Annotated in this window: 17 protein-coding genes and 1 pseudogene; 14 read left to right on the forward strand and 4 right to left on the reverse strand. The window is 59.1% G+C overall.

Annotated elements, in window-relative coordinates:
• Positions 1–39: 39 nt before the first annotated feature.
• Positions 40–273, reverse strand: a complete 234-nt coding sequence (locus ACXX9E_RS19300; protein ID WP_458555969.1) for a hypothetical protein — start codon at positions 271–273, stop codon at positions 40–42.
• A 407-nt stretch (positions 274–680) separates the two neighbouring features.
• Positions 681–1,595, reverse strand: a complete 915-nt coding sequence (locus tag ACXX9E_RS19305) for a LysR family transcriptional regulator (RefSeq protein ID WP_123468563.1) — start codon at positions 1,593–1,595, stop codon at positions 681–683.
• A gap of 270 nt (positions 1,596–1,865) precedes the next feature.
• On the opposite strand from ACXX9E_RS19305, the gene ACXX9E_RS19310 reads away from it, so the two are divergent.
• The 4 genes and pseudogenes from ACXX9E_RS19310 to pgm all read left to right on the forward strand — a co-directional run bounded on the left by ACXX9E_RS19310 (position 1,866) and on the right by pgm (position 8,105).
• Entirely contained in the window at positions 1,866–2,888 is a 1,023-nt protein-coding gene (locus tag ACXX9E_RS19310) for a zinc-dependent alcohol dehydrogenase family protein (protein ID WP_458555970.1), read from the forward strand.
• A 550-nt stretch (positions 2,889–3,438) separates the two neighbouring features.
• Positions 3,439–4,906 (forward strand): annotated as a pseudogene (locus ACXX9E_RS19315) (hypothetical protein).
• Between the two features lie 49 nt (positions 4,907–4,955).
• The gene (locus ACXX9E_RS19320) at positions 4,956–6,353 is read left to right on the forward strand and encodes an aminotransferase-like domain-containing protein (RefSeq protein ID WP_458555971.1); all 1,398 of its coding nucleotides are present in this window, start codon (positions 4,956–4,958) and stop codon (positions 6,351–6,353) included.
• 105 nt (positions 6,354–6,458) lie between these two features.
• Positions 6,459–8,105, forward strand: coding sequence for a phosphoglucomutase (alpha-D-glucose-1,6-bisphosphate-dependent) (gene pgm / locus ACXX9E_RS19325; RefSeq protein WP_322374491.1), 1,647 nt, complete (start codon positions 6,459–6,461; stop codon positions 8,103–8,105).
• Positions 8,106–8,322: 217 nt separating this feature from the next.
• Here the strand turns inward: pgm and ACXX9E_RS19330 are convergent, their stop codons facing one another.
• Positions 8,323–9,018, reverse strand: a complete 696-nt coding sequence (locus tag ACXX9E_RS19330; protein ID WP_128616375.1) for a pirin family protein — start codon at positions 9,016–9,018, stop codon at positions 8,323–8,325.
• A 262-nt stretch (positions 9,019–9,280) separates the two neighbouring features.
• On the opposite strand from ACXX9E_RS19330, the gene ACXX9E_RS19335 reads away from it, so the two are divergent.
• Positions 9,281–11,755 carry a UvrD-helicase domain-containing protein gene (locus ACXX9E_RS19335; RefSeq protein ID WP_458555972.1) on the forward strand — a complete coding sequence of 825 codons (2,475 nt, stop codon included), beginning with the start codon at positions 9,281–9,283 and terminating at the stop codon, positions 11,753–11,755.
• Between the two features lie 50 nt (positions 11,756–11,805).
• Here ACXX9E_RS19335 and ACXX9E_RS19340 read toward each other — a convergent pair whose 3' ends face one another.
• Positions 11,806–12,078 carry a DUF1652 domain-containing protein gene (locus ACXX9E_RS19340; protein WP_123468581.1) on the reverse strand — a complete coding sequence of 91 codons (273 nt, stop codon included), beginning with the start codon at positions 12,076–12,078 and terminating at the stop codon, positions 11,806–11,808.
• Between the two features lie 263 nt (positions 12,079–12,341).
• On the opposite strand from ACXX9E_RS19340, the gene ACXX9E_RS19345 reads away from it, so the two are divergent.
• The 9 genes from ACXX9E_RS19345 (at position 12,342) to ACXX9E_RS19385 (ending at position 23,282) form a co-directional block, all read left to right on the forward strand.
• Positions 12,342–13,157: a helix-turn-helix domain-containing protein gene (locus ACXX9E_RS19345; RefSeq protein WP_458555973.1), complete on the forward strand. Its 816-nt coding sequence runs from the start codon at positions 12,342–12,344 to the stop codon at positions 13,155–13,157.
• 52 nt (positions 13,158–13,209) lie between these two features.
• Positions 13,210–14,616, forward strand: a complete 1,407-nt coding sequence (locus ACXX9E_RS19350; RefSeq protein ID WP_222832953.1) for an NAD(P)/FAD-dependent oxidoreductase — start codon at positions 13,210–13,212, stop codon at positions 14,614–14,616.
• Between the two features lie 30 nt (positions 14,617–14,646).
• On the forward strand, positions 14,647–14,991 hold the full coding sequence (locus ACXX9E_RS19355) for a cupin domain-containing protein (RefSeq protein ID WP_123468586.1): 345 nt from the start codon (positions 14,647–14,649) through the stop codon (positions 14,989–14,991).
• 55 nt (positions 14,992–15,046) lie between these two features.
• Complete coding sequence (locus ACXX9E_RS19360; protein WP_336346782.1) at positions 15,047–16,132, forward strand: polyamine ABC transporter substrate-binding protein; 1,086 nt, start codon at positions 15,047–15,049, stop codon at positions 16,130–16,132.
• Positions 16,133–16,597: 465 nt separating this feature from the next.
• On the forward strand, positions 16,598–18,061 hold the full coding sequence (locus ACXX9E_RS19365; RefSeq protein ID WP_422495585.1) for a serralysin family metalloprotease: 1,464 nt from the start codon (positions 16,598–16,600) through the stop codon (positions 18,059–18,061).
• 92 nt (positions 18,062–18,153) lie between these two features.
• Positions 18,154–18,576 carry an AprI/Inh family metalloprotease inhibitor gene (locus ACXX9E_RS19370; RefSeq protein ID WP_458555974.1) on the forward strand — a complete coding sequence of 141 codons (423 nt, stop codon included), beginning with the start codon at positions 18,154–18,156 and terminating at the stop codon, positions 18,574–18,576.
• A gap of 211 nt (positions 18,577–18,787) precedes the next feature.
• Positions 18,788–20,563, forward strand: coding sequence for a type I secretion system permease/ATPase (locus ACXX9E_RS19375; protein ID WP_123468597.1), 1,776 nt, complete (start codon positions 18,788–18,790; stop codon positions 20,561–20,563).
• On the forward strand, positions 20,560–21,909 hold the full coding sequence (locus tag ACXX9E_RS19380; RefSeq protein ID WP_186745231.1) for an HlyD family type I secretion periplasmic adaptor subunit: 1,350 nt from the start codon (positions 20,560–20,562) through the stop codon (positions 21,907–21,909). The genes ACXX9E_RS19375 and ACXX9E_RS19380 overlap by 4 nt, the downstream gene beginning before the upstream one ends.
• Before the next feature lie 2 nt (positions 21,910–21,911).
• Complete coding sequence (locus ACXX9E_RS19385; protein ID WP_222832951.1) at positions 21,912–23,282, forward strand: TolC family outer membrane protein; 1,371 nt, start codon at positions 21,912–21,914, stop codon at positions 23,280–23,282.
• Positions 23,283–23,820: the final 538 nt, after the last annotated feature.

Here is a 23,820-nt window from a genome sequence, read left to right on the forward strand (position 1 = left end):
AAATCATCGCGATCGAGTCGAGCTCGGCCCCGGAATGGCTCAGTGAGCGGTCCCGCCGTGGGAGTACTGCCATTCCTGCCAGGCCTGACGGTACACCTCGTTGGCACGTTTTCTGGCTTCTGAGAACTTGTGCATGGTCTGCGTGGAAAACGGCTCTTCAAGTACGGCATAGGCCTGATCGTTGAGCCGATCGGCTTCTTCAAACAGTGCGCAACTGTGGCTGATTGCGTTCGTGCCAGTGGCACTCGATTTGATTGAGTCATTGGTGACCATGGTCGTTAGCCTTCACAAAGCAAAAAACACGAATGATGGTCGGCGGATGGATCGCGTCGCCGGTCTGCATGCGTCTCACTGATTTACCGATGAGTCGGGCATGTCGGGATGCTCCTCACATGAGATAAAAAAGGCTCGACACAGGGTGCAATGCACAGGGCTATTTCGATCTGATTTGCGGCTCTGCGGATTGACCCAGATCAATTCGGCGTAGCAATCCGTGACCGTTCAGACGAATGTGTTTGATGTATGCCAGTTCAGAGGAGAACAACAGTTGCAGAAATTAACTGCCGTCTTCCGGTTGGTCGACGGTTCACCGCGTCCCGCTCACTTCGAGGGAGCGGGTGTAAGACTCATGGATAACTCAGTGGCCCGCTGGAAGCGTTTCCGAGGTACAGGGCCTTGCATCAAAGACTATCCGGATCGCCAAAAAACATCTGAATCCGCGACCGCAGCCAACGCTCACCCGGATCATTATCCTGCGACCCGCGCCACGCCATGTGCAGCTCGAACGTGCGCGTCGGCAACGGCGGATCTTCCGCTCGCACGCCACCCGCCGCCGTCAGCGCTTCAGCGGTGTAGTCCGGCACGGTGGCGACGATGTCGGTTCCCGCCAGCAACGTACTTAGCCCGTTGAACTGCGGCACAGCCAGTACCACATGGCGTTTGCGGCCGAGTTTCTCCAGTTCTTCATCAATAAAGCCACTGAGGTCACCGGCGAACGACACCAGCGCATGGGGCCGCGCGCAGTAGTCGTCGAGGCTTAGCGGGCCCGGCACGGTGTCGGCACGCAACAGCTTCGGCTGGCTGCGACGCAGGACCTTGCGCTTGGCGTTGGCCGGCAGGTCGGTGGTGTAGCTGACGCCGATGGAGATTTCGCCGGAGGCCAGCAGGCCGGGCATCAGGATGTAGTTGACCCGACGCACCACCAGCACGATGCCGGGTGCTTCGGCGCGCAGGCGCTTGAGCAGCATCGGCAGCAGGGCGAACTCGACATCGTCGGACAAACCGATGCGAAACACCGAGGTACTGGTGGCCGGGTCGAATTCCGCCGCGCGGCTGACGGCAGTGGAAATCGAGTCGAGGGCGGGCGAGAGCAGGGCGAAGATTTCCACCGCACGGGCGGACGGCTCCATGCTTCGGCCGGTGCGCACGAACAATGGATCATCGAACAGGCTGCGCAGGCGCGAAAGCGCCGCACTGATCGCCGGCTGGCCGAGGAACAATTTCTCGGCAGCACGGGTCACACTGCGTTCGTGCATCAATGTTTCGAATACGATCAACAGGTTCAGGTCGACACGACGCAGGTCATTACGATTCATCTGGAGTCCTGGCAGAGTCATCAAGCTTGACGAGGGCAGCCATATGAGAACAATGGCCGGCATGAATCTTACGGGGAAAGGCTGGTACTCTGCACCGGAAAATTCAGCTTTACTCAGGCGATGGCAGCAGTTTTTTCATGGATTTCGCCGATGCCGTCCATACTGCGGAATCAATGACAGGCATGTCGACTATTAATAGCCACTGATAGTCTTGGGTCGAAAGCCCAGATAGAGTTCGTGGCATTAGAGGTTAATTTGACGAGGTTTGCGATGTCCCGCACGATCCGTTTTCACAAGTTTGGTCCGGCCGAGGTGCTCAAATGCGAAGAGCATGCGGCCGCTCAGCCAGGTCCTGGCGAAGTGCAGGTGCGTGTCGAGGCGATCGGCATCAGCTGGTACGACACACTCTGGCGTCAGAATCTGGCCTCGTCCCAGGCACGCCTGCCCTCAGGCCTTGGCCATGAAATGGCCGGCGTGGTGACTGCAGTCGGCGTCGATGTCGAAGACCTGTCCGTCGGCGACAAGGTAGCCAGCTTCCCGGCCGAAAGCCCGAACGATTATCCGGTCTACGGCGAGTCGATCGTGCTGCCGCGCACCGCGCTGACCCGTTATCCCGATGTGCTCAGCCCGATCGAAGCCAGTGTGCATTACACGCCGCTGTTGATCGCTTATTTTGCCTACGCCGATCTGGCACGGGTCAAACCCGGGCAGTTTGCCTTGGTGACTGACGCCAGCCATTGTGCGGGACCGTCCTTTGTCCAGTTGGGCAAGGCGATGGGGGTGCGGGTCATTGCCGCCACCAAAGAGGCGGAAGAGCGCGAGTATCTGCTGTCCCTTGGTGCGGAGAAGGTGATCGTGACCGAGGAAGAAGATCTGTTGATGCGCATCAACAAGATCACTGACAACCGTGGCGTCGATGTGGTTTTCGATGGCCTGGGCGGGCCACAGATGTCGCTGCTTGGCGATGTACTTGCACCGCGTGGCAGCCTGGTGTTGTACGGCCTGCAGGGCGGTAACCAGACACCGTTTCCGGCGTGTGCGGCGTTCCAGAAGAACATCCAGTTCTTCGTGCACTGCATCGGCAATTTCACCGGCAAGCCGGAATTGGGTATCACCCAGGATCACGTCGCCTTGCAGCGTGCCTTGCGTGACATCAACCAATTGACCGCTGATCGCGTGTTGGTGCCGCTCAAGACCCGTGTATTCCCGTTCAATGAGTTCGTAGAAGCACACCGCTACATGGACGAATGCCCATGCCGCGAGCGCGTCGCACTGCAAGTCGAACCGGCGTAAAGCCAACCCTCAGAGTCCGTGGCCCCACGGACTCTTCTGCGTGTACTTCTCCCTGAAAAGAACAGATATCCCCGGTAGCGTATCGGGGACGGATCGGCATCTGAACCGGTTTTTGTCCGCCATCTGTATCTTCTAATCCCGATATAAGCCCTGATAATTGAATGATTACTTTCATCTCAAGGAATGAGTCATGTCTGTGCATTCAATTTGTCCTGTGCAACATCAATCAGCAAGTGATTGTGCTTGCGCCGATTTCTGTTTAAGTGCTGTAGGCCTATTCGGAAACTGCTTCGTATTTTCTTGTACTCATTTTCCGTGGGACCTTGTGGGAAGTTTCCTAGGAATGTTTGACTCTGATAAAAACCCTTTAAATACAGGTAGTTAATGAATGTCAAAAGTTTGCATTGGGCATTTCGCTGTTCAAGTGTTTCAAATAACTACGAATTTGTAAGTGTTAGCATCTGAACGTCTATTACTTATTGATGAATTGTCGCGAGACTGATGTTTCAGTCGTTGCGACAGGAATCTTTTTGATACCGGGTAAATACCGATGAGCACGATCCATGATCAGGCAATGAATTATGTCTACCAGCAAGTATTGCAACGTTTGCTGAGCTTTTTCTCCCGCGCAGAGCGCACGGCATTGCAACTGCTGATTCAGCGCCTGGTGGTGGCCGCCGGCGGCATGGATAACATCGGTCATTTCAAGGTGCTGGTGAACCAGTCCGGTTCCCGTGATTGCTGCTACACACTGGCGCTTCTGCGGGCGGCGCAGTTGAGTATCGCCGGCCTGAGCGCCCGCGACCTTCCAGTTGCGGGTCGCGACTTTGCGCTGGAATGGCTTCGGCCCCACGGCCTTGCAAAACATGCACCGCAGCTACGGCGCGCTGTTCCTCTACGACGATCCCAGGGTTGAACTGTTGATGGTGGATCACCGCGAGGTCCTGCCGTTCGATCATCAGGCATCGGTCAGCGACGGTGGGCGTGAAGCCCACCGTCTCAACCTGCTGCTGATCGGCCATCGTCGAAGTTTCAGTGAAGAACTCGAAATGTGGGATGACGCCTACCTGGCCACTGCCGAGTACTACGGCCAGATCGCCCGCTGGAACAACGGCGTCGACGCGATGATCGGTGGGGAATCGCCACGCCGACAGCAATACTTCCTCGATGGATTGAGTCGTGCGGTGCAAAAGGCCGCGATCGCCGGGCCTTTGGTGAATACCGCCGGATTCGAGACGCTGTTTCCGTTGCTCGACGGGTTGGGCGGCGATTATTACCGGGAGTTCTACACCGAAGAGGAGCGAACGGCCTGGCGTCCTGAAGGTCAGTTCGAAGCCTGTCGACGTACCAGTTTCGTCAATATCAACGACATGTTCGTCAGCAAGCTCGAAGAGCGTTGGCCGTTGCTCAGTGAGTTTCTGGGCTACCAGGCTGATGACCTGGCGCTGTATCACGGGGACGACGAATACGCCGAGCCAGTGGTGGCGGCTCATTTACGCGGTCTGCAGGCGCAATTCATTGAGGCGCGAACCTATGAAGCCGGAATCAGCGAGCACCTGCAGAACAGGCTGATGGAGATGCGTCGCAAGCAGGTCCCCGAACCGGTCTGCGAGCAATGGCTCTCGATGTTCGACAGTTTGCAGGAGTCCGAACATCTGCGCATGCAGGCGCAAGCGTGGCTGTCGACGAATTTCGATCTGAATCAGATCCAGCTGACGTGCCTGATGTTTGCGCCTTTCATTGATAGCGGGGCCGGACTCGAGCGGTTCTTGCGCCATTGCCATCCCGGCATGCTGGTGGCGTTGCCGGATTTGCATCGGGCCATGCAGGGCCTGCATGCGCCGGAGCAGGTGCTGAAGTGGATGACCGATGTCAGCGGATTGCCGGTCAGGCTGATCATCCGGCTCTACGCCATGGGGGCGATCAGTCTGCCAGCGCCCAGTGAGGCGGCAAGCCGCGAAGAGGGTGCGGGCGTGAACGACGCTGTGACAATTGTCGATCGGAAAGCGGAAGGCTGAACGTGAGCCATTTCTCAGGTTATCAATCGTTGCCCTCGGATACGGGGTCGTGAAAACGACGGGAAAAGATCACTTCGTTTATCAGGCGGTGTATCGCTACCTGACATTGCTGATCAGCGAAGCGGGCAGGAGTGCGACGTTGCGCTTGCCTTCCTTGCGGCAACTGGCGGACCGCCTGAATGTTTCGATCTCCACCGTTCAGTACGCCTATTCGCTGCTGGAGAAGGAAGGTCGAGTCTATTCGATCGCCAAGTCCGGGTATTACGCACAAGCGTCGATCACACCTGAGTCACCGGGCAGCGGCAGCGATTTGCTCGAGACCGTCTACGTCAACGCCCGGCGTCCGGGGATGTGCGTGTTGAGTGCCGACGATCCGGCATCGTTGCAGCCACTGGACAGCCCATTGCTGATGCTGGAGCGGGAGCTGTTGCGACAGTATCCGCGCCAGCCGCAATGGCAGGTTCAACCCTGTGGCGAACTGGAGCTGCGTACCGTCCTGGCTGCGCGCTACACCTCATCAACGGTGCATTGCTGGCAGGCGGATGACGTCTATATCGGCGCTGATTTGCGCGGCGTACTGGAAATTCTGATCGCGGTGCTCGGGTTGCGACGAACCACCGTGGTGATTGAGTCGCCGTGCGACTGGGTGATCCTGCGCCTGCTGGAAGCTGCTGAAGTTCACGTTATCGAGCTGCCGATGCTGGCCGAAGGCGTGATTGACCTGCAACAACTGGAGTCGTTGCTCAACAGCGAACCGGTGCGCCTGGTGATTTTGTCGTCGGTGTTGAGCATGCCCCGGGGCAGCCTGATGCCGGACGTTCATCGACAGGCCATTGCCCGCTTGCTGGGCGAACACGGCAGCTGGGTTCTGGAAAACGACTGCTATAGCGAACTCGATGACAGCGGCGACACCCCTCGCTTGCGTGATTATCTGGATCCCGATCGCCTGCTAGTGTTTTCCTCGTTCGAGAAGTTCATCGGCGCGGAGGCGCCATACGGGTTTGTCCTGTCACGACACTGGCGTAGCGAGCTACAGCGCTATTTCCTGTTGCGTGCGTTCCGCCTGTCGCCGATCCGCCAGAAGGCGATTGCCCGGCTCTTGAGTGGAGGGCGACTGGATCAGCATTTGACCGTACTGCGGCGACTGCTCAAGGAACGTCGAACCCACTTGATCCAGTTATTGCGCGAGCGCAGCGATGTGTTGCAGATCGTCGAGCCGCAAGGCGGGGCGACGGTGTGGGTCCGCTCGCTAAGGCCGGTCGACATGGGGGATGTGTTTCAACGGCTGCTCAAGCAGCAGATCATCATCGCCCCGGGCGAGCTGTTCAGCCTGCGGGGCTTGCATGCGCACCATCTGCGTCTGAGCCCGCTGAGCCATGGCGACCCCGACCTGACCAGTGTCGTCGGACTTTTGAGCGACGCCTTGCGACTGGCGCCCGGCGAATAACGTTAAAAAACATCGGGAGCGTTCCGGATACATCTGATCGCACTGCGGTCAAACTGCCAGTAAACTGCGCTGTATTCCTGAACCACTCTATTTCAGAGGTTTTGCATGACTCTCAGTCCTTTTGCGGGCAAACCGGCACCGGCAGAATTGTTGGTCGACATCCCGCGACTGGTAACGGCTTATTACACCGGCCAACCGGACGCTTCGATTTCCACGCAGCGTGTGGCGTTCGGTACATCCGGACACCGGGGCAGCTCCTTTGATTTGAGTTTCAACGAATGGCACGTTCTGGCCATCAGCCAGGCAATCTGCCTGTACCGTGAAGCGCAAGGGATCACTGGCCCGCTGTTTGTCGGCATCGACACGCACGCACTGTCGACCCCGGCCGGCGCGAGCGCGCTGGAAGTCCTGGCAGCCAACGGCGTGACGGTCATGATCGCCGAGGGCGATGAGTACACGCCGACGCCTGCCATTTCCCACGCCATTCTCTGCTACAACCGCGGGCGCACGTCGGGCCTGGCTGACGGTGTGGTCATAACGCCTTCGCACAACCCGCCACAAAGCGGCGGTTACAAATACAACCCGACCAATGGTGGCCCGGCCGATACCCATATCACCAAGTGGATCGAGGCCAAGGCCAACGAGTTGCTGGCCAACAAACTCGTTGGTGTGAAGCGCATCAGCTACGAGCAAGCGCTCAAGGCTGCCACAACTCACCGTCACGACTACGTGAACACCTACGTGGCCGACCTGATCAACGTGATCGACTTCGATGCCATTCGTGACGCCAAGCTGCGTCTGGGCGTTGATCCGCTGGGCGGCGCCGGAGTGCGCTACTGGTCGGCCATCGCCGAGCATTACCGACTGGATCTCGAGGTGGTCAACAAGGAAGTCGATGCGACGTTCCGTTTCATGACCGTCGACTGGGACGGCCAGATTCGTATGGATCCGTCGTCCAGCCATGCCATGCAGGGCTTGATCGGCCTCAAGGAGCGTTTCGACGTCGCCTTCGCCTGCGATCCGGATCACGATCGTCACGGCATCGTCACGCCGTCCGGTGGCTTGCTCGCTCCGAACAACTATCTGGCGGTGTCGATCGACTATCTATTCCAGAACCGTCCGCAGTGGCGTGCGGATGCCGCCGTGGGTAAAACCGTGGTCAGCAGCGGTTTGATTGATCGCGTGGCCAAGCGTCTGGGTCGTCGTTTGTACGAAGTGCCGGTCGGGTTCAAATGGTTTGCCGACGGTCTGTTCGACGGTTCTCTGGGGTTTGGCGGGGAGGAGAGCGCCGGTGCGTCGTTCCTGCGCAAGGACGGTGGCGTGTGGAGTACCGACAAGGACGGTCTGATTCCAGCGCTGCTGGCCGCTGAAATGACCGCCCGAACCGGTCGCGACCCGAGCCAGGCCTATCGCGCATTGACCGATGAGCTGGGCGAGCCGTTCGCGGTACGTGTCGATGCCAAGGCCAATCCGGAGCAGAAAGCGCTGCTGAGCAAGCTGTCGCCAGCGCAAGTGACCTCGACCGAACTGGCCGGCGAAAAGATCCAGAGCATCCTCAGTCATGCACCGGGCAACGACCAGGCCATTGGCGGTCTGAAGGTAATGACTGAAAACGGCTGGTTCGCTGCGCGTCCTTCGGGCACCGAAGACATCTACAAAATCTACGCCGAAAGCTTCATCAGCGACGACCACCTCAAGCAACTGGTGGCTGAAGCGCAGACCTTGGTGGATGGCGCCATTTCCGCCAAGTAACGCCACGCGTATGCGATGTGAGGGCTTATCTGCTTTTGGAGGGGGCTATCTGTGGCGAGGGGATTTATCCCCGCTGGACTGCGCAGCAGTCCCCTTCAATGGAAAAGCAGGGCCGTTTCGCGACCCAGTGGGGATAATCTCTCGCCATAAGAACCGTGTTGGCGGTAGATAGAAAAAAGGGGCGACCGTCATGGTCGCCCGTTTTTTTGCCTGCCATTTACGCCAGATCCACCAGCACGATTTCACTGTCTTCAATCGCGGTCACGGTCAGCACCCGTTCATGCGCCACGGCCACGCCGTCCCGCGCCTGAGCGCGCAAACCGTTGACCTCAATCACGCCGGTCGCCGGCACCAGATACGCCCGGCGCCCTTCATCGAGGCGATATTCCGCCGTTTCCCCGGCCTTGATGTTGGCGGCCACCAGGCGCGCATCGGCGCGGATCCGCAAGCTCTGGTCGTCGCCAGCCTTGCCGCTGGCCAGGGTTACAAAGCCTTCGCGTTGACCTTTGGGGAACGGTTTCGCGCCCCACGACGGTGGTGCACCGGTTTCGGTCGGCAGAATCCAGATCTGAAAGATCTTGGTGTCTTTCGCTTCCAGGTTGTACTCGCTGTGCGCGATGCCGGTGCCGGCGCTCATGACTTGCACGTCGCCCGCTTCGGTACGGCCCTTGTTGCCGAGGTTGTCCTGGTGGGTGATCGCGCCTTCACGCACATAGGTAATGATTTCCATGTCGCGATGCGGGTGTTGCGGGAAACCGGTGCCCGCGGCAATCACGTCGTCGTTCCATACGCGCAGGTTGCCCCAGCTCATGCGCTGAGGGTCATAGTATTCGGCGAACGAGAAGTGATGATGGGCATCCAGCCAGCCGTGATGGGCGCCGCCCAGCGAGCTGAAGGGTCTTAGTTCAAGCATGATCGTCTCCTTTGAAGGTTCGCCACGGGCGTGCGGACTGCACCCAGTGGTATATGACGGCGATCATCTATCAGGAAAGCATCGATAAAAAGCGTAAAAAGTGCGGCATGAGCATCGAATAAATTGATGGGAACAGCTGAAAAATCGTCGCATCGTACCTTCAGTTCATCCGCTAAGCCGATGACCTGTAAGCATTTCGCTAGAACTCGGCGGCGAATACAGACACCATAGCCGCAACAGCCTCACCCCGGAGTCCGTCAGCGTGGCGCAACACACACCCGATCTTCCCCCTGAACTTCGTCCTTTGGCCGAGATGCCCTGGTTCAAGCGTCTGGCCGCGCGTTTCTTTGGTCATGGCTTGACCCGCCTGCGCGCGCAACACCGAGCGTCGTGGTTGCACGGCCAGGCTGATGGTTTCCGCAGCGGTCATACCGCCGGTGTCGAATACGGCTTCAAAGAGGGCAAGCTCGAAGGGTTGGAAGAAGGGCGGCAGGTGCTGCTGATCCGTGACAGTCGCAGCACTGAACATCGTCCGCCGAATGTCGACAACCATTTATTCGATGACTGGCGCCTGCCGCTCACCGCCGAGCTGAAGAAGCGTATGAAGGCTGATGTTGCGCGGTTACTGCCCGAGTCCGCGCAACCGAGCGCAGCACAGTGGAAGATGATTTTCAGCGATACACCGTCGACATCCGTTGTCGCGGGCGCCGGCGCCGGCAAATCCACCACGCTGGTGCTGCGCATTCTGTTGCTCACGCATTATCTGGGCTTTGAGCTCGACTCGATGACCGTGGTGACCTTCACCCGTGAATCGCGCAAGGATTTCATCAACAAACTGCTCGAACTGTTCGCCCTTTGGGGCCAGCCGCTGAACCTGAAGCAGGCGCGGGAGCTGGTGCGCACCTTCCATTCGCGCATTCTGCCGATGGTGCGCAGCTTGCCGGGTTTCGAGCGCTTGCAGGCGTTCGAGAACCTCAGTCACCGGGTTCAGGGCGCTGAAGACGAGGTGGACAGCAATCCGTTCGACCTGCGGATCAACGACGCCCAGCGCCAGCAACTCAATGCCTGCTATCACCGCTTGTTCAACGAAGACGAGCGTTTTCGGCAACTGATCCAGCCGCTGTCCCGGGCGGGCTTGCAGCTCAAGGAGCTGGAGCGCGATCACCCGGATGTGCAAAAGCGCATGGCGGTGACCGAGCTTGCGTCCCGACGCGATGAAGAGCTGTGCGATGTCGTCGAGGATCTGTGGTTTCGTGCGGGTGCCTGGCCGATCAAGGGCATTGAGCCCAATCGCCAGACGTTCGACATCAACGGCTCGACATTCCACTGCCATGGCTACATTCCGAGTCTGGACGCCTGGGTCGTGCTCGGCTTCGATCCAAGGGAAAACCCGCAAGTCTGCCGGCCCAACGCCAAGCTGACGGTACGTGCGGAATGGGCGGTCAAGCGCACCCTGTTTCAAGCTTTCTGTCGTAAGCCATTGATCTGGCTGGAAAGTTACGAATCATCAAAGCGCGTTCTGGCCACGTTGGCAGGCGACGCGACGGCCGGTCCGGGCTTCGATTACAAGGTCAAGGGCGAGCTGGCATCGGCGCCGTTGCTCGACTGTTTTGTCGCCGCCGCCGGTTTCATCGAAAACCTGGGTCTGGACGTGCCCGACGCGGTGGGCCGCATGAGTTTCGCCAAGGATGACCCGGACCGGTTCTTCTTCGAGGCGCTGAGTCTGTTCTGGCGCGCTTTCGAAGATCACTTGCTCGATCAGAAACCGCCGGTGATGACCTACAACCGAATGTTTGCGCTGTTCAGTGAACACTCGCCGGAAAATCTGAAACTGCTCGGTGACGAATTGCTCCGGCCGATGGCGCACCTGATGATCGATGAATTCCAGGACGTGTCGCCGCAAATCGTCTCCTGGATTCGCGCCAGTCTCACGGAAATCCGCAGCCGGGGCCCGGCCATGCATGTCGGGCGAGGCGCGCAACGCTCATCGTTGCTGTGTGTCGGGGATGACTGGCAGTCGATTTACGGCTGGCGCGGCAGTTCGCCGAGTTACTTCATGGAATTCAACAAGGAATTCCCGTCACCGAGTACCACGCGGGTGATGCTGAGCGACAACTACCGCAGTCACCAACACATCATTGATGCGGCTGAACACATCGTCCGCGCAGCGCCGGCGATTCCCGGCAAGAAAGCCAGGGCCAGTGGCGAGCCCAAGCCGGTGCAACCGGTCAATGTGCTGGAACGTGATGATCAGGGATTGGCGCAACGGCTTGCCGAACACTATCGCCAGGGTCATTCGATCTTGATGCTTTATCGAAAAAGCAGCGATAAGTCATTGATTGAAGAGCATATTCAGTCGGTAGTTAATGTGGATTCGAGCTTGCCCTACGAAGCCCGGCGCCTGAAGCAGCTGACGTATCACAGTGCCAAAGGCTTGCAGGCCGATGCGGTGTTTTTGCTCGGCGATTGCCAGCACCTGACCAGTTCGCCTTACAAGAATCAGGTGTATCGCATGGCCGGATTGGGCAAAAGCGGCGACAGTGAACCCTACGACACGGCGCAAAAAGACGAAATCCTGCGCCTGGCTTACGTCGGCATCACCCGCGCGGTCAGCCATTGCTACTGGTACGTCGAACCGCAGGACGCGCAGGCGGTGAACATGCCCCGAGCATCCGACCGGGTCGCCAAGGGCAAACCGTTCTTTGTCGACCATCGCCCCGACAAACAAAGTGCCTAACCATGAAAAAGCCCGCATCAGTGCGGGCTTTTTTGTTTTCTATCAAAAGCTTAGGCGTAATTTTTAATGGATTCTGGAGGTACGAAGGATTCCAGCTCATCTTCCACCGCCTCAATGATGCGCTCGACATCGGCGGCATTCATCACGGTGGCGCAAGGGATGCCGGCGATGGCGATCATGGTTTCACCGCTGGCGCGATCAAACAGGCGGGCAATCATGCTGCCCGGCGCATCCATCGTGGCTTCGAAACCCATGGGATGAAAATGCCAGCGCATCAGTTGGCAGGCATTGGGGAACGTAACTTTGCTTGACCCTTTATTCATATGTTGCCCGCCTTCTTCATCGAGCGCTTCCTTTTGCCCATGTTAGGAGGGAAGAGCCTTCATTGGCTCAACCGGTGACTGACATTAAAAGTAGCATCCGGATGTGAAATTCCTGTGAGATTTTTCAGTTCATTTTGCGATTGCTTCGCATTTTTTGATGTAAGTCACGGCCTACACAATCATCGCCAAAAGGCCACTAGCGATTAGGCATTGATGCAGATGCCGAACTTGGGCAAGCTCGGTTCTTTTTCGCCGAGCCCCTTATGCACGCCGATAATGACGGCCCGGAACAGACCCAGGCCACGGCCGCCACGGTCATGCGCTATCACTTGAGCTGGAAGCATCGCGACCTGGACAGCGTCATGGCGTTGTATCACCCGGACATTCAGTACAACGATTTCTTCCAGAACCGCGTGCTCGGCCTCGACGAATTGCGCGAGTACGTGCGCGTCAGCATGCCGCGAGAATCCGACGAATTGCTCGAGCATTGCGATCGCATCCGTGTCGACGGCAATACCGCCTTCATCCAGTACGAAGTGACATTGCGCGGTGGTGAAGGGCTGGTGTCGTTCCGTTCCAGTGAGGCGCTCACGGTCAAAGACGGCTTGATCTGGCGCGTCAACGAATACGCCTCGCTGGTGCGCACGCAGAATCAAAGCAGCAAGGCACCGAGCCAGCGTCCAGCGGTCAGTCGCCTCGGCCTGTCGCCGCGCCAACTGAGCTTTATGGCTGACGATCTGCAGCAGTACTTCGAGCGCCAGCAACCCTATCTCGATCCCGAACTGGACCTGCAACGGGTGGCGAAGGAGTGTGGCTACAGTCGCAATCAGATCTCCTACCTGTTGAATCAGGTGCTGGGGCAGAGCTTCTATCGCTACGTCAATCAGGCGCGCCTGCAGCATTTGCTGCGCGCGCTGGACACTGCCGCGCCACCGTTGCGTATTGATGAACTGGCGTTCGCCGCCGGCTTCAACTCGTTGTCGGCGTTCTACAGCTGTTTTCGCCAGCACACCGGCCAGTCGCCGAAGGCGTACGCCAAACAAATTTCTTTGCGGACACGCGCGCAAGACTTCTCCTGAGCCCACGCACTAGGATCGACGCCATCGAAGGTTTTCAGTGGCGGAGTCTTGCATGCCGGCGTGGCGCACTATCAGTTTGTGGATGGATCAACTCGACGAGCCGCTCATGGCGCGGCCAGCGCTGGAGCAGGATCTGGATGTCGACGTGGCGATCATTGGCGCCGGGTACACCGGGTTATGGACGGCGTACTACCTGAAGAAACTCGCCCCCGGCCTGGACATCGCCATTATCGAGGCACAAACCGCCGGTTTCGGCGCGTCCGGGCGCAATGGCGGCTGGCTGATGGGCAATATGCTGGGCGAGGATCGCTTGCTTGCCGGTTTGTCGCCGCAACAGCGTCGCGCCTCGTTCGATCTGCTGCACTGCATCCCCGATGAAGTGGAGATCGTCCTCGAACGCGAAGGTATTCACTGCGATTATCGCAAGGGCGGCGTGTTGTATTGCGCGGCACGCTACCCCGAGCAGGAAGCCACTCTGCGCGACTACCTGGCCAAACTGCACAGCCAGGGCCTGACAGACGACGACTACCGCTGGCTTAGCCCTGAACAACTGGCACAACAGATTCGCGTGGCCAAACCGTACGGCGGCATCTTTGCGCCGCACGTAGCGACCATCCACCCGGCGAAGCTGGTGCGTGGCCTGGCGCGGACGGTTCAGGGCATGGGCGTGAAGATCTACGAAAACAGTCCGGTCACCCATTGGCAGTCGGGCAGCTTGCGCACGGCCAAGGCCAGTGTGCGCAGTCGCTGGATCGTGCCGGCTGTGGAGGGGTATTCGGTGACCTTGCCGCCCTTGGGGCGCTACCAGTTACCGGTGCAAAGCCTGATCGTCGCCACCGAACCATTGTCTGCGGCCACCTGGGACGAGATCGGGCTCAATCGCGGCCAGGCCTTCAGTGAATTCAGCCGTCAGGTCACCTACGGCCAGCGCAGTGCCGACAATCGCCTGATCTTCGGCGCCCGTGGCGGCTATCAGTTCGCCGGCAAGTTGCGCCACAACTTCGATCTGACCCGCGATGAAGTCGAACTGCGCCGCTATCTGTTCGGTGAACTGTTCCCGCAGTTGAAGAACGTGCAGATCACTCACGCCTGGGGCGGCAATCTCGGCATGTCCCGGCATTTCAAGCCGCACATGCTCTGCGACCGCGCCAACGGGATCGCGCTGTCGGGCGGTTACGGCGGCGAGGGCGTCGGCGCCAGCAATCTCGGTGGCCGTACGCTGGCGGACCTGATTCTCGAGCGCGACACCGAATTGACGCAGCAACCCTGGGTGTTGCCGGACGGCGGCATTCACGCCCTGCGCGCCTGGGAACCGGAGCCGTGCCGCTGGCTCGGTTACAACGCCATCATCAAAAGCTTTGTCCATGAGGACCAGACCCTGGCCAACCCGGCGACCGCGCCCTGGCGGCGCAAACTCGCCAGTCGGGTGGCTGGCTTCATGGAAGGTTTCATGCACTAAACGCCGTTCTATTCAACAGCAGGTCAGACCATGAGCATTACGCAGTTCAAGAACACCGCCACATTGCAGCTGGACGAATCCAACCCGGTGGCCGTGCCGCTGGGCGAGCCGGTCGCCATTGCGTCGACCACCAGTGTCGAGCGCGACGATGGCGTCGAAACCGGCGTCTGGGCGTGCACCCCCGGGCGCTGGCGCCGGCAGATCACCGCTCAGGAGTTTTGCCATTTCATTTCCGGCCGTTGCACGTTCACCCCGGACGGTGGCGGCGAAACCCTGCACATACAAGGTGGCGACGCACTGATGTTGCCGGCCAACACGCTCGGTGTCTGGGATATCCAGGAGACCGTGCGCAAGACCTATGTCCTGATTTTCTGATTGTTTGATCCTTTGATTGCCTGCCAACAAAAAAAGCCCCTACAGGAATCGACCCATGATCCAGAAAACCCTCGCACTGGCGCCGCTGTTGCTGGTCGCCTCCATCAGTCACGCGGCCGAAACGGTCAAGGTGTACAACTGGTCCGACTACATCGCGCCGGACACCACCAAGCATTTCGAGAAGGAAACCGGTGTCGGCGTCACCTATGACGTCTACGACAGCAACGAAACCCTCGACGGCAAACTGATGACCGGTAAATCCGGTTACGACGTGGTGTTTCCCTCCAACCACTTCATGGCGCGGCAGATTCAGGGCGGGGCGCTGAAAAAACTCGACAAGAGCCAGTTGCCGAACTGGAAGAACCTCAATCCGGTGCTGCTCAAAGCGTTGCAGACCAACGACCCGAACAATGAGCACGGCTTCCCGTATCTGTGGGGCAGCACCGGCATCGGCTACAACGTCGCCAAGGTCAAAGCGGTACTGGGCGACAACGCGCCGGTGGATTCCTGGGATCTGATCTTCAAGCCCGAATACATGGAAAAACTGCAGAAATGCGGGGTAGCCATCCTCGACAACGGCCCGGAGCTACTGCCGGCGGCGCTCAATTACCTCGGGTTGCCGCCACACAGCAAGAACCCCGAAGACTACAAAAAGGCCGAAGCGCTGCTGATGAAAGTGCGACCGTATGTCAGTTACTTCCATTCCTCGAAGTACACCAGCGACCTGGCCAACGGCGACATTTGTGTCGCGGTGGGTTTCTCCGGCGACATCCTGCAAGCGGAAAACCGCGCCAGGGAAGCGAAAAACGGCATCGAGATCGGCTACGCGATTCCCAAGGAAGGCGCGGCAATCTGGTTCGACATGGTTGCCATGCCTGCCGACGCGCCGGACGAGAAGGCCGGCTATGCGTTCATGAACTACCTGCTGCGCCCGGACGTCATGGCCGGCATCAGCAATTACGTGCATTACGCCAACGGCAACGAACAGGCCGACAGCCTGATCGACCCGGCGATCAAAAATGACACCAAGGTCTATCCGAGCCCGGAGATGATGGGCAAGCTGTTCGCACTCGAAGCGATGCCGCTCAACATCGACCGAATCCGCACCCGTGTCTGGAACAAAATCCGCACCGGCAGCTGATATTCTTGCGTCTACAAATCCCTGTGGGGGCGGGCTTGCTCGCGAAAGCGGTGTGTCATTCGACGGCAATGTTGACTGATCCGATGCCTTCGCGAGCAAGCCCGCTTCCACAGGGATTTCCAGTATTTGAACGATTGATATCAATGCGCTGGCACGCACTAATAAAGTGCAGGAAAGTGAGACGCGGCTAACAAAAAACAACTTACCGATATTTAATATTTAAATAGAAAATCGTCTGACAATTAGGCGAAAGCACATCGCTTAAAACATTCTTTCGACCCCGCACGCTTTGTTTACGGCAGTTTTTCGAAACAGCTTAATTTGATCTCAAAAAAATGCTTTACGACAGATTTCAAATTGTGTCAGGTTTCTTACGCCTTCATTGGGCGAGTGATAGGACGATCTCGCCAGAGATTGTCGCTATCGGACAAAAACTGTTCCATTGCTAAACAAGGAAGTGTGTTTATGTCGAAAGTAAAAGCTAACGCTATTGATATCACCGCAGACACATTTGTGCCTGTCGGCGCCGTGCAGTCTCTGGCTGCCACCAGCTCCGCCTGGAACCAGATCAATAGCTTCAGCCATCAGTACGACCGTGGCGGTAATCTCACGGTCAATGGCAAACCCTCCTTCTCGGTGGATCAAGCCGCTACCCAACTGTTGCGGGACGGTGCTTCCTGGCACGACCTCAACAACAGCGGCAAGATCGAACTGACCTACACCTTTCTGACGGCCAAAACCGCCAACTTCAGCGGCCTGGGCGTCACCGGTTTCAGTCAGTTCAGCGCCCTGCAGAAAGCCCAGGCCGTGCTCGCCATGCAATCCTGGGCGGATGTTGCCAACGTGACATTCACCGAAGCTGCCCGTGGTGGCGACGGTCACATGACCTTCGGTAACTACAGCGGCGGCCAGGACGGTGCAGCAGCGTTTGCCTTCCTGCCAGGCACGGAGCCAGGCTATGACGGTCAGTCCTGGTACCTGACCGGCAGTGGCTACGACGTTAACAAGACACCGGGCCTGAACAATTACGGGCGTCAGACCCTGACGCACGAAATCGGCCACACCCTGGGCCTGTCTCACCCTGGCGACTACAACGCCGGCGAAGGCAACCCGACTTACAAGGATGCTTCCTACGGGCAAGACACCCGCGGTTACAGCCTTATGAGTTACTGGAGTGAAAGCAACACCAATCAGAACTTCAGCAAGGGCGGGGTAGAAGCCTACGCGTCCGGCCCGCTGATGGACGACATCGCGGCGATTCAGAAGCTCTACGGTGCCAACACCACCACCCGTACCGGTGACACCACCTACGGTTTCAACTCCAACACCGGTCGCGACTTCCTCAGTGCTTCGTCGTCGAGCGACAAACTCGTGTTCTCGGTATGGGACGCGGGCGGCAAGGACACCCTGGACTTCTCCGGGTTCACCCAGAACCAGAAGATCAACCTCAATGATGCCTCGTTCTCCGACGTTGGCGGCATGGTGGGTAACGTGTCCATCGCCAAGGGCGCGATCATCGAGAACGCCATCGGCGGTTCGGGCAACGACCTGCTGATCGGCAACAGCGTGGCCAACGAGCTCAAGGGCGGTGCCGGCAACGACATCCTCTACGGGGCTGGCGGTGCCGACAAGCTGTGGGGCGGCGCGGGTTCGGACACCTTCGTGTTCGCGGCCAGCTCCGACTCCAAGCCGGGTGCGATTGATCAGATCCTCGACTTCGTCAGCGGTCTGGACAAAATCGACCTGACCGGCATCACCAACGGCGCCGGCCTGCACTTCGTCAGCGCCTTCACCGGTGCGGCAGGCGATGCCGTGTTGACCTCGTCGGGCGGCAACAGCCTGCTGTCGGTGGACTTCTCCGGGCACGGCGTGGCCGACTTCCAGGTCAGCACCGTGGGCCAGGCAGCGACCAGCGACATCGTGGCGTGATGTAACAGGGAAAGCGGCGCGTCATGCGCCGCTTTCTTTACTTGCATCGGTTGGATCTGTAGGCAAGGCTACGCGCTGGAGCGAATATTCCCATGATCAGTAAAGCTTTTACCTACAAGGCAGTGGCGTGGCTTTCCGCGGCGTTCATCATGATTTCTGGAGAAACAAGTATGGCAAGCAGCCTCAGACTCGAAGATCCCTCGGTATTTGCCGGGCAATGGCAGGCGACGCTGACGGCGCGCGAAGATGCGCCGCAGGCGCAGACCCTGCAGGACAAACCCTCGAACACGTGCGTCATCGAGCTGGAGGCCAATCAGACCCTGGGCAAAGGTGCCGACTGCCTGGGCGCATGGCTTGAGCAAACACCCATCGGCTGGTTTCCCGAGACCGATGGCCTGTCGGTCACCGGTAAGGAAGGCTCAAGAATCCAGTTTTTCAGCCGACAACGTGATGGGCTTTATCTGACGACTTTGAAATCAGGCTTGGTGATTACACTTGAGCGCTCGGCGCAATAGTCTTGATCAGGCAGCGCATGAAAGGGTTTTAATATAAAGCGTCAATGAAAGGTTATAAGCCGCGATGTTCATGGCAACTGCGCCGCATTAAATAGCGCTAGTTGTTATGAAAGTGTAAGCGGCCACCGGCAAAGAAAGCGCCGACTGTGTGCGGTTAATTAATTTGAAGTCTCGTCAAAGACTGGCGAGAGATATCTCTCAGGAATAATCAATGAAGATGGCGAAGGCCCCAGCCACCGCTCCCCTCATCAAGGCATTGGGTGACTATAAAAGCATTCTGATCAGCGTCGGTTGCTTTACCGCACTGATTAACGTGCTGATGCTGGTGCCCTCCATTTATATGCTTCAGGTGTATGACCGGGTACTGTCATCGCAGAACGAAACCACCCTGGCGATGCTGTCGCTGATGGTCGTTGGTTTCTTTGCCTTCATCGGCCTGCTCGAGGTAATCCGCAGCTTCATCGTCATCCGCATCGGTAGCCAACTGGAGCGCCGTTTCAACCTGCGGGTCTATCAGGCCGCGTTCGAGCGCAACCTGTTCAAGGGCGAGGGCAATGCCGGGCAGTCGCTGGGCGACCTGACCCACATCCGCCAGTTCGTCACCGGGCCGGCGCTGTTTGCGTTTTTCGACGCGCCGTGGTTCCCGGTCTATCTGTTCGTGATTTACCTGTTCAACGTCTGGCTCGGCGTCCTCGCCACGGCGGGCGCGCTGCTGCTGATCGCGCTGGCGTGCCTCAACGAATACATGACCAAAAAGCCGTTGGGCGATGCCGCCGGTTTTTCGCAGAAATCCAGTCAACTGGCGACCAGTCATTTGCATAACGCCGAAACCATTCAGGCGATGGGCATGCTTGGCTCGCTGCGCAAGCGCTGGTTCCAGGTGCACTCGCGTTTCCTCGGCCTGCAGAATCAGGCCAGTGACACCGGGGCAGTGATCAGCTCGATGAGTAAAACCCTGCGCCTGTGCCTGCAATCGCTGGTGCTGGGGCTGGGTGCGTTGCTGGTGATCAAGGGCGACATGACCGCCGGGATGATGATCGCCGGTTCCATTCTGATGGGCCGCGTTCTGAGCCCGATCGACCAGTTGATCGCCGTGTGGAAACAGTGGAGCGGGGCGAAGCTGGCGTATCGTCGTCTTGACGCCTTGCTGCAAGCGTTTCCACCGAGCGACGAAGCGATGGCGTTGCCGGCGCCGAAAGGGCAGATCACCTTCGAGCAAGTCAGCGCGGGCCCACCGGGGCAACGTGCAGCGACCTTGCACATGGTCAATTTCCATCTGGGTGCCGGTGAAGTGCTGGGTGTGCTTGGGGCTTCCGGCTCCGGCAAGTCGACGCTGGCCCGAGTCCTCGTCGGCGTGTGGCCGACCCTCGGCGGCATCGTGCGTCTGGACGGCGCCGACATCCATCGCTGGAACCGCGACCAACTCGGTCCGTACATCGGCTACCTGCCGCAGGACATCGAACTGTTCAGCGGCAGTATCGCCGAGAACATTGCGCGGTTCAGCGAGGCCGACCCGCAGAAAGTGGTGGCGGCCGCACAACAGGCCGGCGTCCACGAGATGATCCTGCGTCTGCCGCAGGGCTACGACACACAACTGGGCGAGGACGGCAGCGGTCTGTCCGGCGGCCAGAAGCAGCGCGTGGCCCTGGCCCGCGCGATGTACGGCACGCCGAGCCTGGTGGTGCTGGACGAGCCGAACTCCAACCTCGACACCGTCGGCGAAGCCGCCCTGGCCAGCGCCATCGCCCAGCTCAAGGCCCAGGGCACCACGGTGGTGCTGGTGACGCACCGTTCTTCGGTGCTGGCCCAGGCCGACAAGTTGCTGGTACTCAACGAGGGTCGTTTGCAGGCCTTCGGTCAGAGTCAGGAAGTGCTCAAGGCGCTGTCCGGCCAGCAGGAGCAACAACGTGAGAAAGCTGCACAAGCACCGGGCGGGCTCAGCATGAGCCGGCAGTACCAGCCCTCGACAAGGAATTCGGGTGTATGAGCAGCGCCAGCATGAACACTGAAAACGAAGCGAACATGGAACACGCCTACATCACTGAACGCCCGGAGCGCGACGCGAAGTTCTTCGCCCGCATGGGCTGGATTCTGGCCATCGTCGGCGCCGGCAGCTTCTTCACCTGGGCGGCATTGGCGCCGCTGGATCAGGGGATTCCGGTGCAGGGCACCGTGGTGGTGACAGGCAAACGCAAAGCCGTGCAGTCAATGAGCAGCGGTGTGGTCAGCCGCATTCTGGTGCGCGAAGGCGAGATCGTGAAACAGGGGCAACCGCTGTTTCGTCTCGACCAGACCCAGGTTGCGGCTGACGTGCAATCGCTGCAAGCGCAATACCGCATGGCCTGGGCCAGCCTGGCGCGTTGGCAGGCCGAGCGTGACAACCTCAAGCAGGTGACCTTTCCGGCCGAACTGAGCAGTGATCCGGACCCGCGTCTGGCCCTGGTGCTCGAAGGCCAGCGTCAACTGTTCAGCAGCCGTCGCGAAGCGTTCTACCGCGAGCAGGCCGGGTTGCGCGCCAGCATCGAAGGCGCCACCGCGCAACTGGCCGGCATGCGCCGTGCGCGCACTGATCTCAATGCCCAGGCCGATTCGCTGCAGCAACAACTGAGCAACCTGCAGCCGCTGGCAGACAACGGCTACATCCCGCGCAACCGTTTGATGGAATATCAGCGTCAATTGTCGCAAGTGCAGCAGCAACTGGCAGAGAACACCGGGGAAAGCGGCCGTGTGGAGCAGGGCATCCTCGAATCGCGGCTGAAACTGCAACAGCACGGCGAGGAATATCAGAAGGAAGTTCGCACGCAACTGGCCGATGCCCAGTTGAAAAGCGTCACGCTGTCCGAGCAACTGACCTCCGCCGGTTTCGACCTGCAACACAGCGAGATTGTCGCCACCGCCGATGGCGTGGCGGTCAACCTCGGTGTGCACACCGAAGGCGCCGTGGTCCGGCAGGGCGAAACCCTGCTGGAGATCGTACCCCAAGGCACCAGCCTGGAAGTGGAAGGGCACTTGCCGATCAACCTGATCGACAAGGTCGGCACGCATTTGCCGGTGGACATCCTGTTCACTGCGTTCAACCAGAGCAAAACCCCGCGGGTACCGGGTGAAGTCAGCCTGATTTCTGCCGACCAGATGATCGACGAGAAAACCGGCGTGCCGTACTACGTGTTGCGCAGCAGTGTCAGCGATCAGGCCATGGAAAAACTCAACGGTCTGGTGATCAAGCCCGGCATGCCGGCAGAGATGTTCGTGCGTACCGGTGAACGTTCACTCCTCAACTATCTGTTCAAACCGCTGCTCGACCGGGCAGGCTCCGCGTTGACCGAGGAATAAGGATGTTCGGCTGTATGAATAAGCTTTCCATGCTCGCGGCGGCAATGATGCTGCTGGCGAGTCACACGGCAGTGGCGGCGATGGGGCCGTTCGAGATTTACGAACAAGCGTTGCGCAACGACCCGGTGTTCCTCGGCGCGATCAAGGAGCGTGATGCCGGCCTGGAGAACCGCGCCATTGGCCGCGCCGGGCTGTTGCCGAAAATCGGTTACACCTACAACAAGGGCCGTAACTCGTCGAAGGCGACGTCCCTCGACGAACGTGCGCGCAATCGTACCGATGACCGCAACTACAGCAGTTACGGCTCGGCCCTGACCCTGCAACAACCGTTGCTCGACTACGAGGCTTATGCCGCGTATCGCAAAGGCGTGGCGCAGTCGCTGTTCGCCGACGAGAACTTCCGTGGCAAGAGTCAGGAACTGCTGGTGCGGGTGCTGGACAACTACACCAAGGCCTTGTTTGCCCAGGATCAGATTGATATCGCCCAGGCGAAGAAGAAGGCCTACGAGCAGCAGTTCCAGCAAAACGAGCACATGTTCAAACAGGGCGAGGGCACCCGCACCGACATTCTCGAAGCCGAGTCGCGTTACGAACTGGCGACCGCCGAAGAGATCGAGGCGCGCAATGAGCAGGATGCCGCGCTGCGTGAACTGGGCGCTCTGGTCGGTGTGCCGGCGGTGGATATCGGTGATCTGGTGCCGCTGAATCAGAACTTCCAGACCTTCGCGCTGATGCCGGCCAACTACGACACCTGGCACGAAATGGCGATCAGCAATAACCCCAACCTGGCGTCGCAACGCCAGGCGGTGGAAGTGGCACGCTACGAAGTGGAGCGCAACCGCGCCGGGCACTTGCCGAAAGTCAGCGCCTACGCGTCGATGCGCCAGAACGAATCGGAAAGCGGCAATACCTACAACCAGCGGTACGAGACCAACACCATCGGTTTTGAAGTCAGCGTGCCGTTGTATGCCGGTGGCGGGGTGTCGGCATCGACGCGCCAGGCCAGTCGCACCATGGAACAGGCGGAGTACGAACTGGATGGCAAGACGCGCGAGACACTGATCGAGCTGCGGCGTCAGTTCAGTGCGTGCCTGTCCGGGGTGAGCAAATTGCGTGCTTACCAGAAAGCGCTGACCTCGGCGGAAGCGCTGGTAGTGTCAACCAAACAGAGCATTCTCGGCGGCGAACGGACCAACCTCGACGCCTTGAATGCCGAACAGCAACTGTTCACCACCCGCCGCGATCTGGCGCAGGCGCGGTACGACTATTTGATGGCCTGGACCAAATTGCATTACTACGCCGGGACCTTGAACGAACAGGATCTGGCGCGGGTGGATGAAGCTTTTGTGGTAGCTCAACAGCCCTCACCCTAACCCTCTCCCAGAGGGAGAGGGGACCGATTGGGGGATATTTCAGAGGTACACCGACCTGATGGAGCGGCGCTGAATCCACATTCGACCCGGTTCTTCAGGTCGGTGAATGACGCAAGACAGCTCGGTCGGCAGCTTCACCCGGAGGGAGAGGGGACCGATTGGGGGATATTTCAGAGGTACACCGACCTGATCGAGCGGTGCTGAATCCACATTCGACCCGGTTCTTCAGGTCGGTGAATGACGCAAGACAGCCCGGTCTGCTCCCTCTCCCTCGGGGAGAGGGCTGGGGTGAGGGGAACAGGCAGCAGCGCAGAAAAACCTGCATAAAACAATAAATTTCGGAGGTGCATTCGACCCGGTTCTTCAGTTCGGTGAATGACGCGGGACAGCCCGGTCTGCTCCCTCTCCCTCGGGGAGAGGGCTAGGGTGAGGGGAACAGGCAGCAGCGCAGAAAAACCTGCATAAAACAATAAATTTCGGAGGTACATTCGACCCGATTCTTCAGGTCGTTGAATGACGCAAGACAGCCCGGTCTGCT

This window comes from Pseudomonas sp. GNP014 (assembly GCF_054344005.1).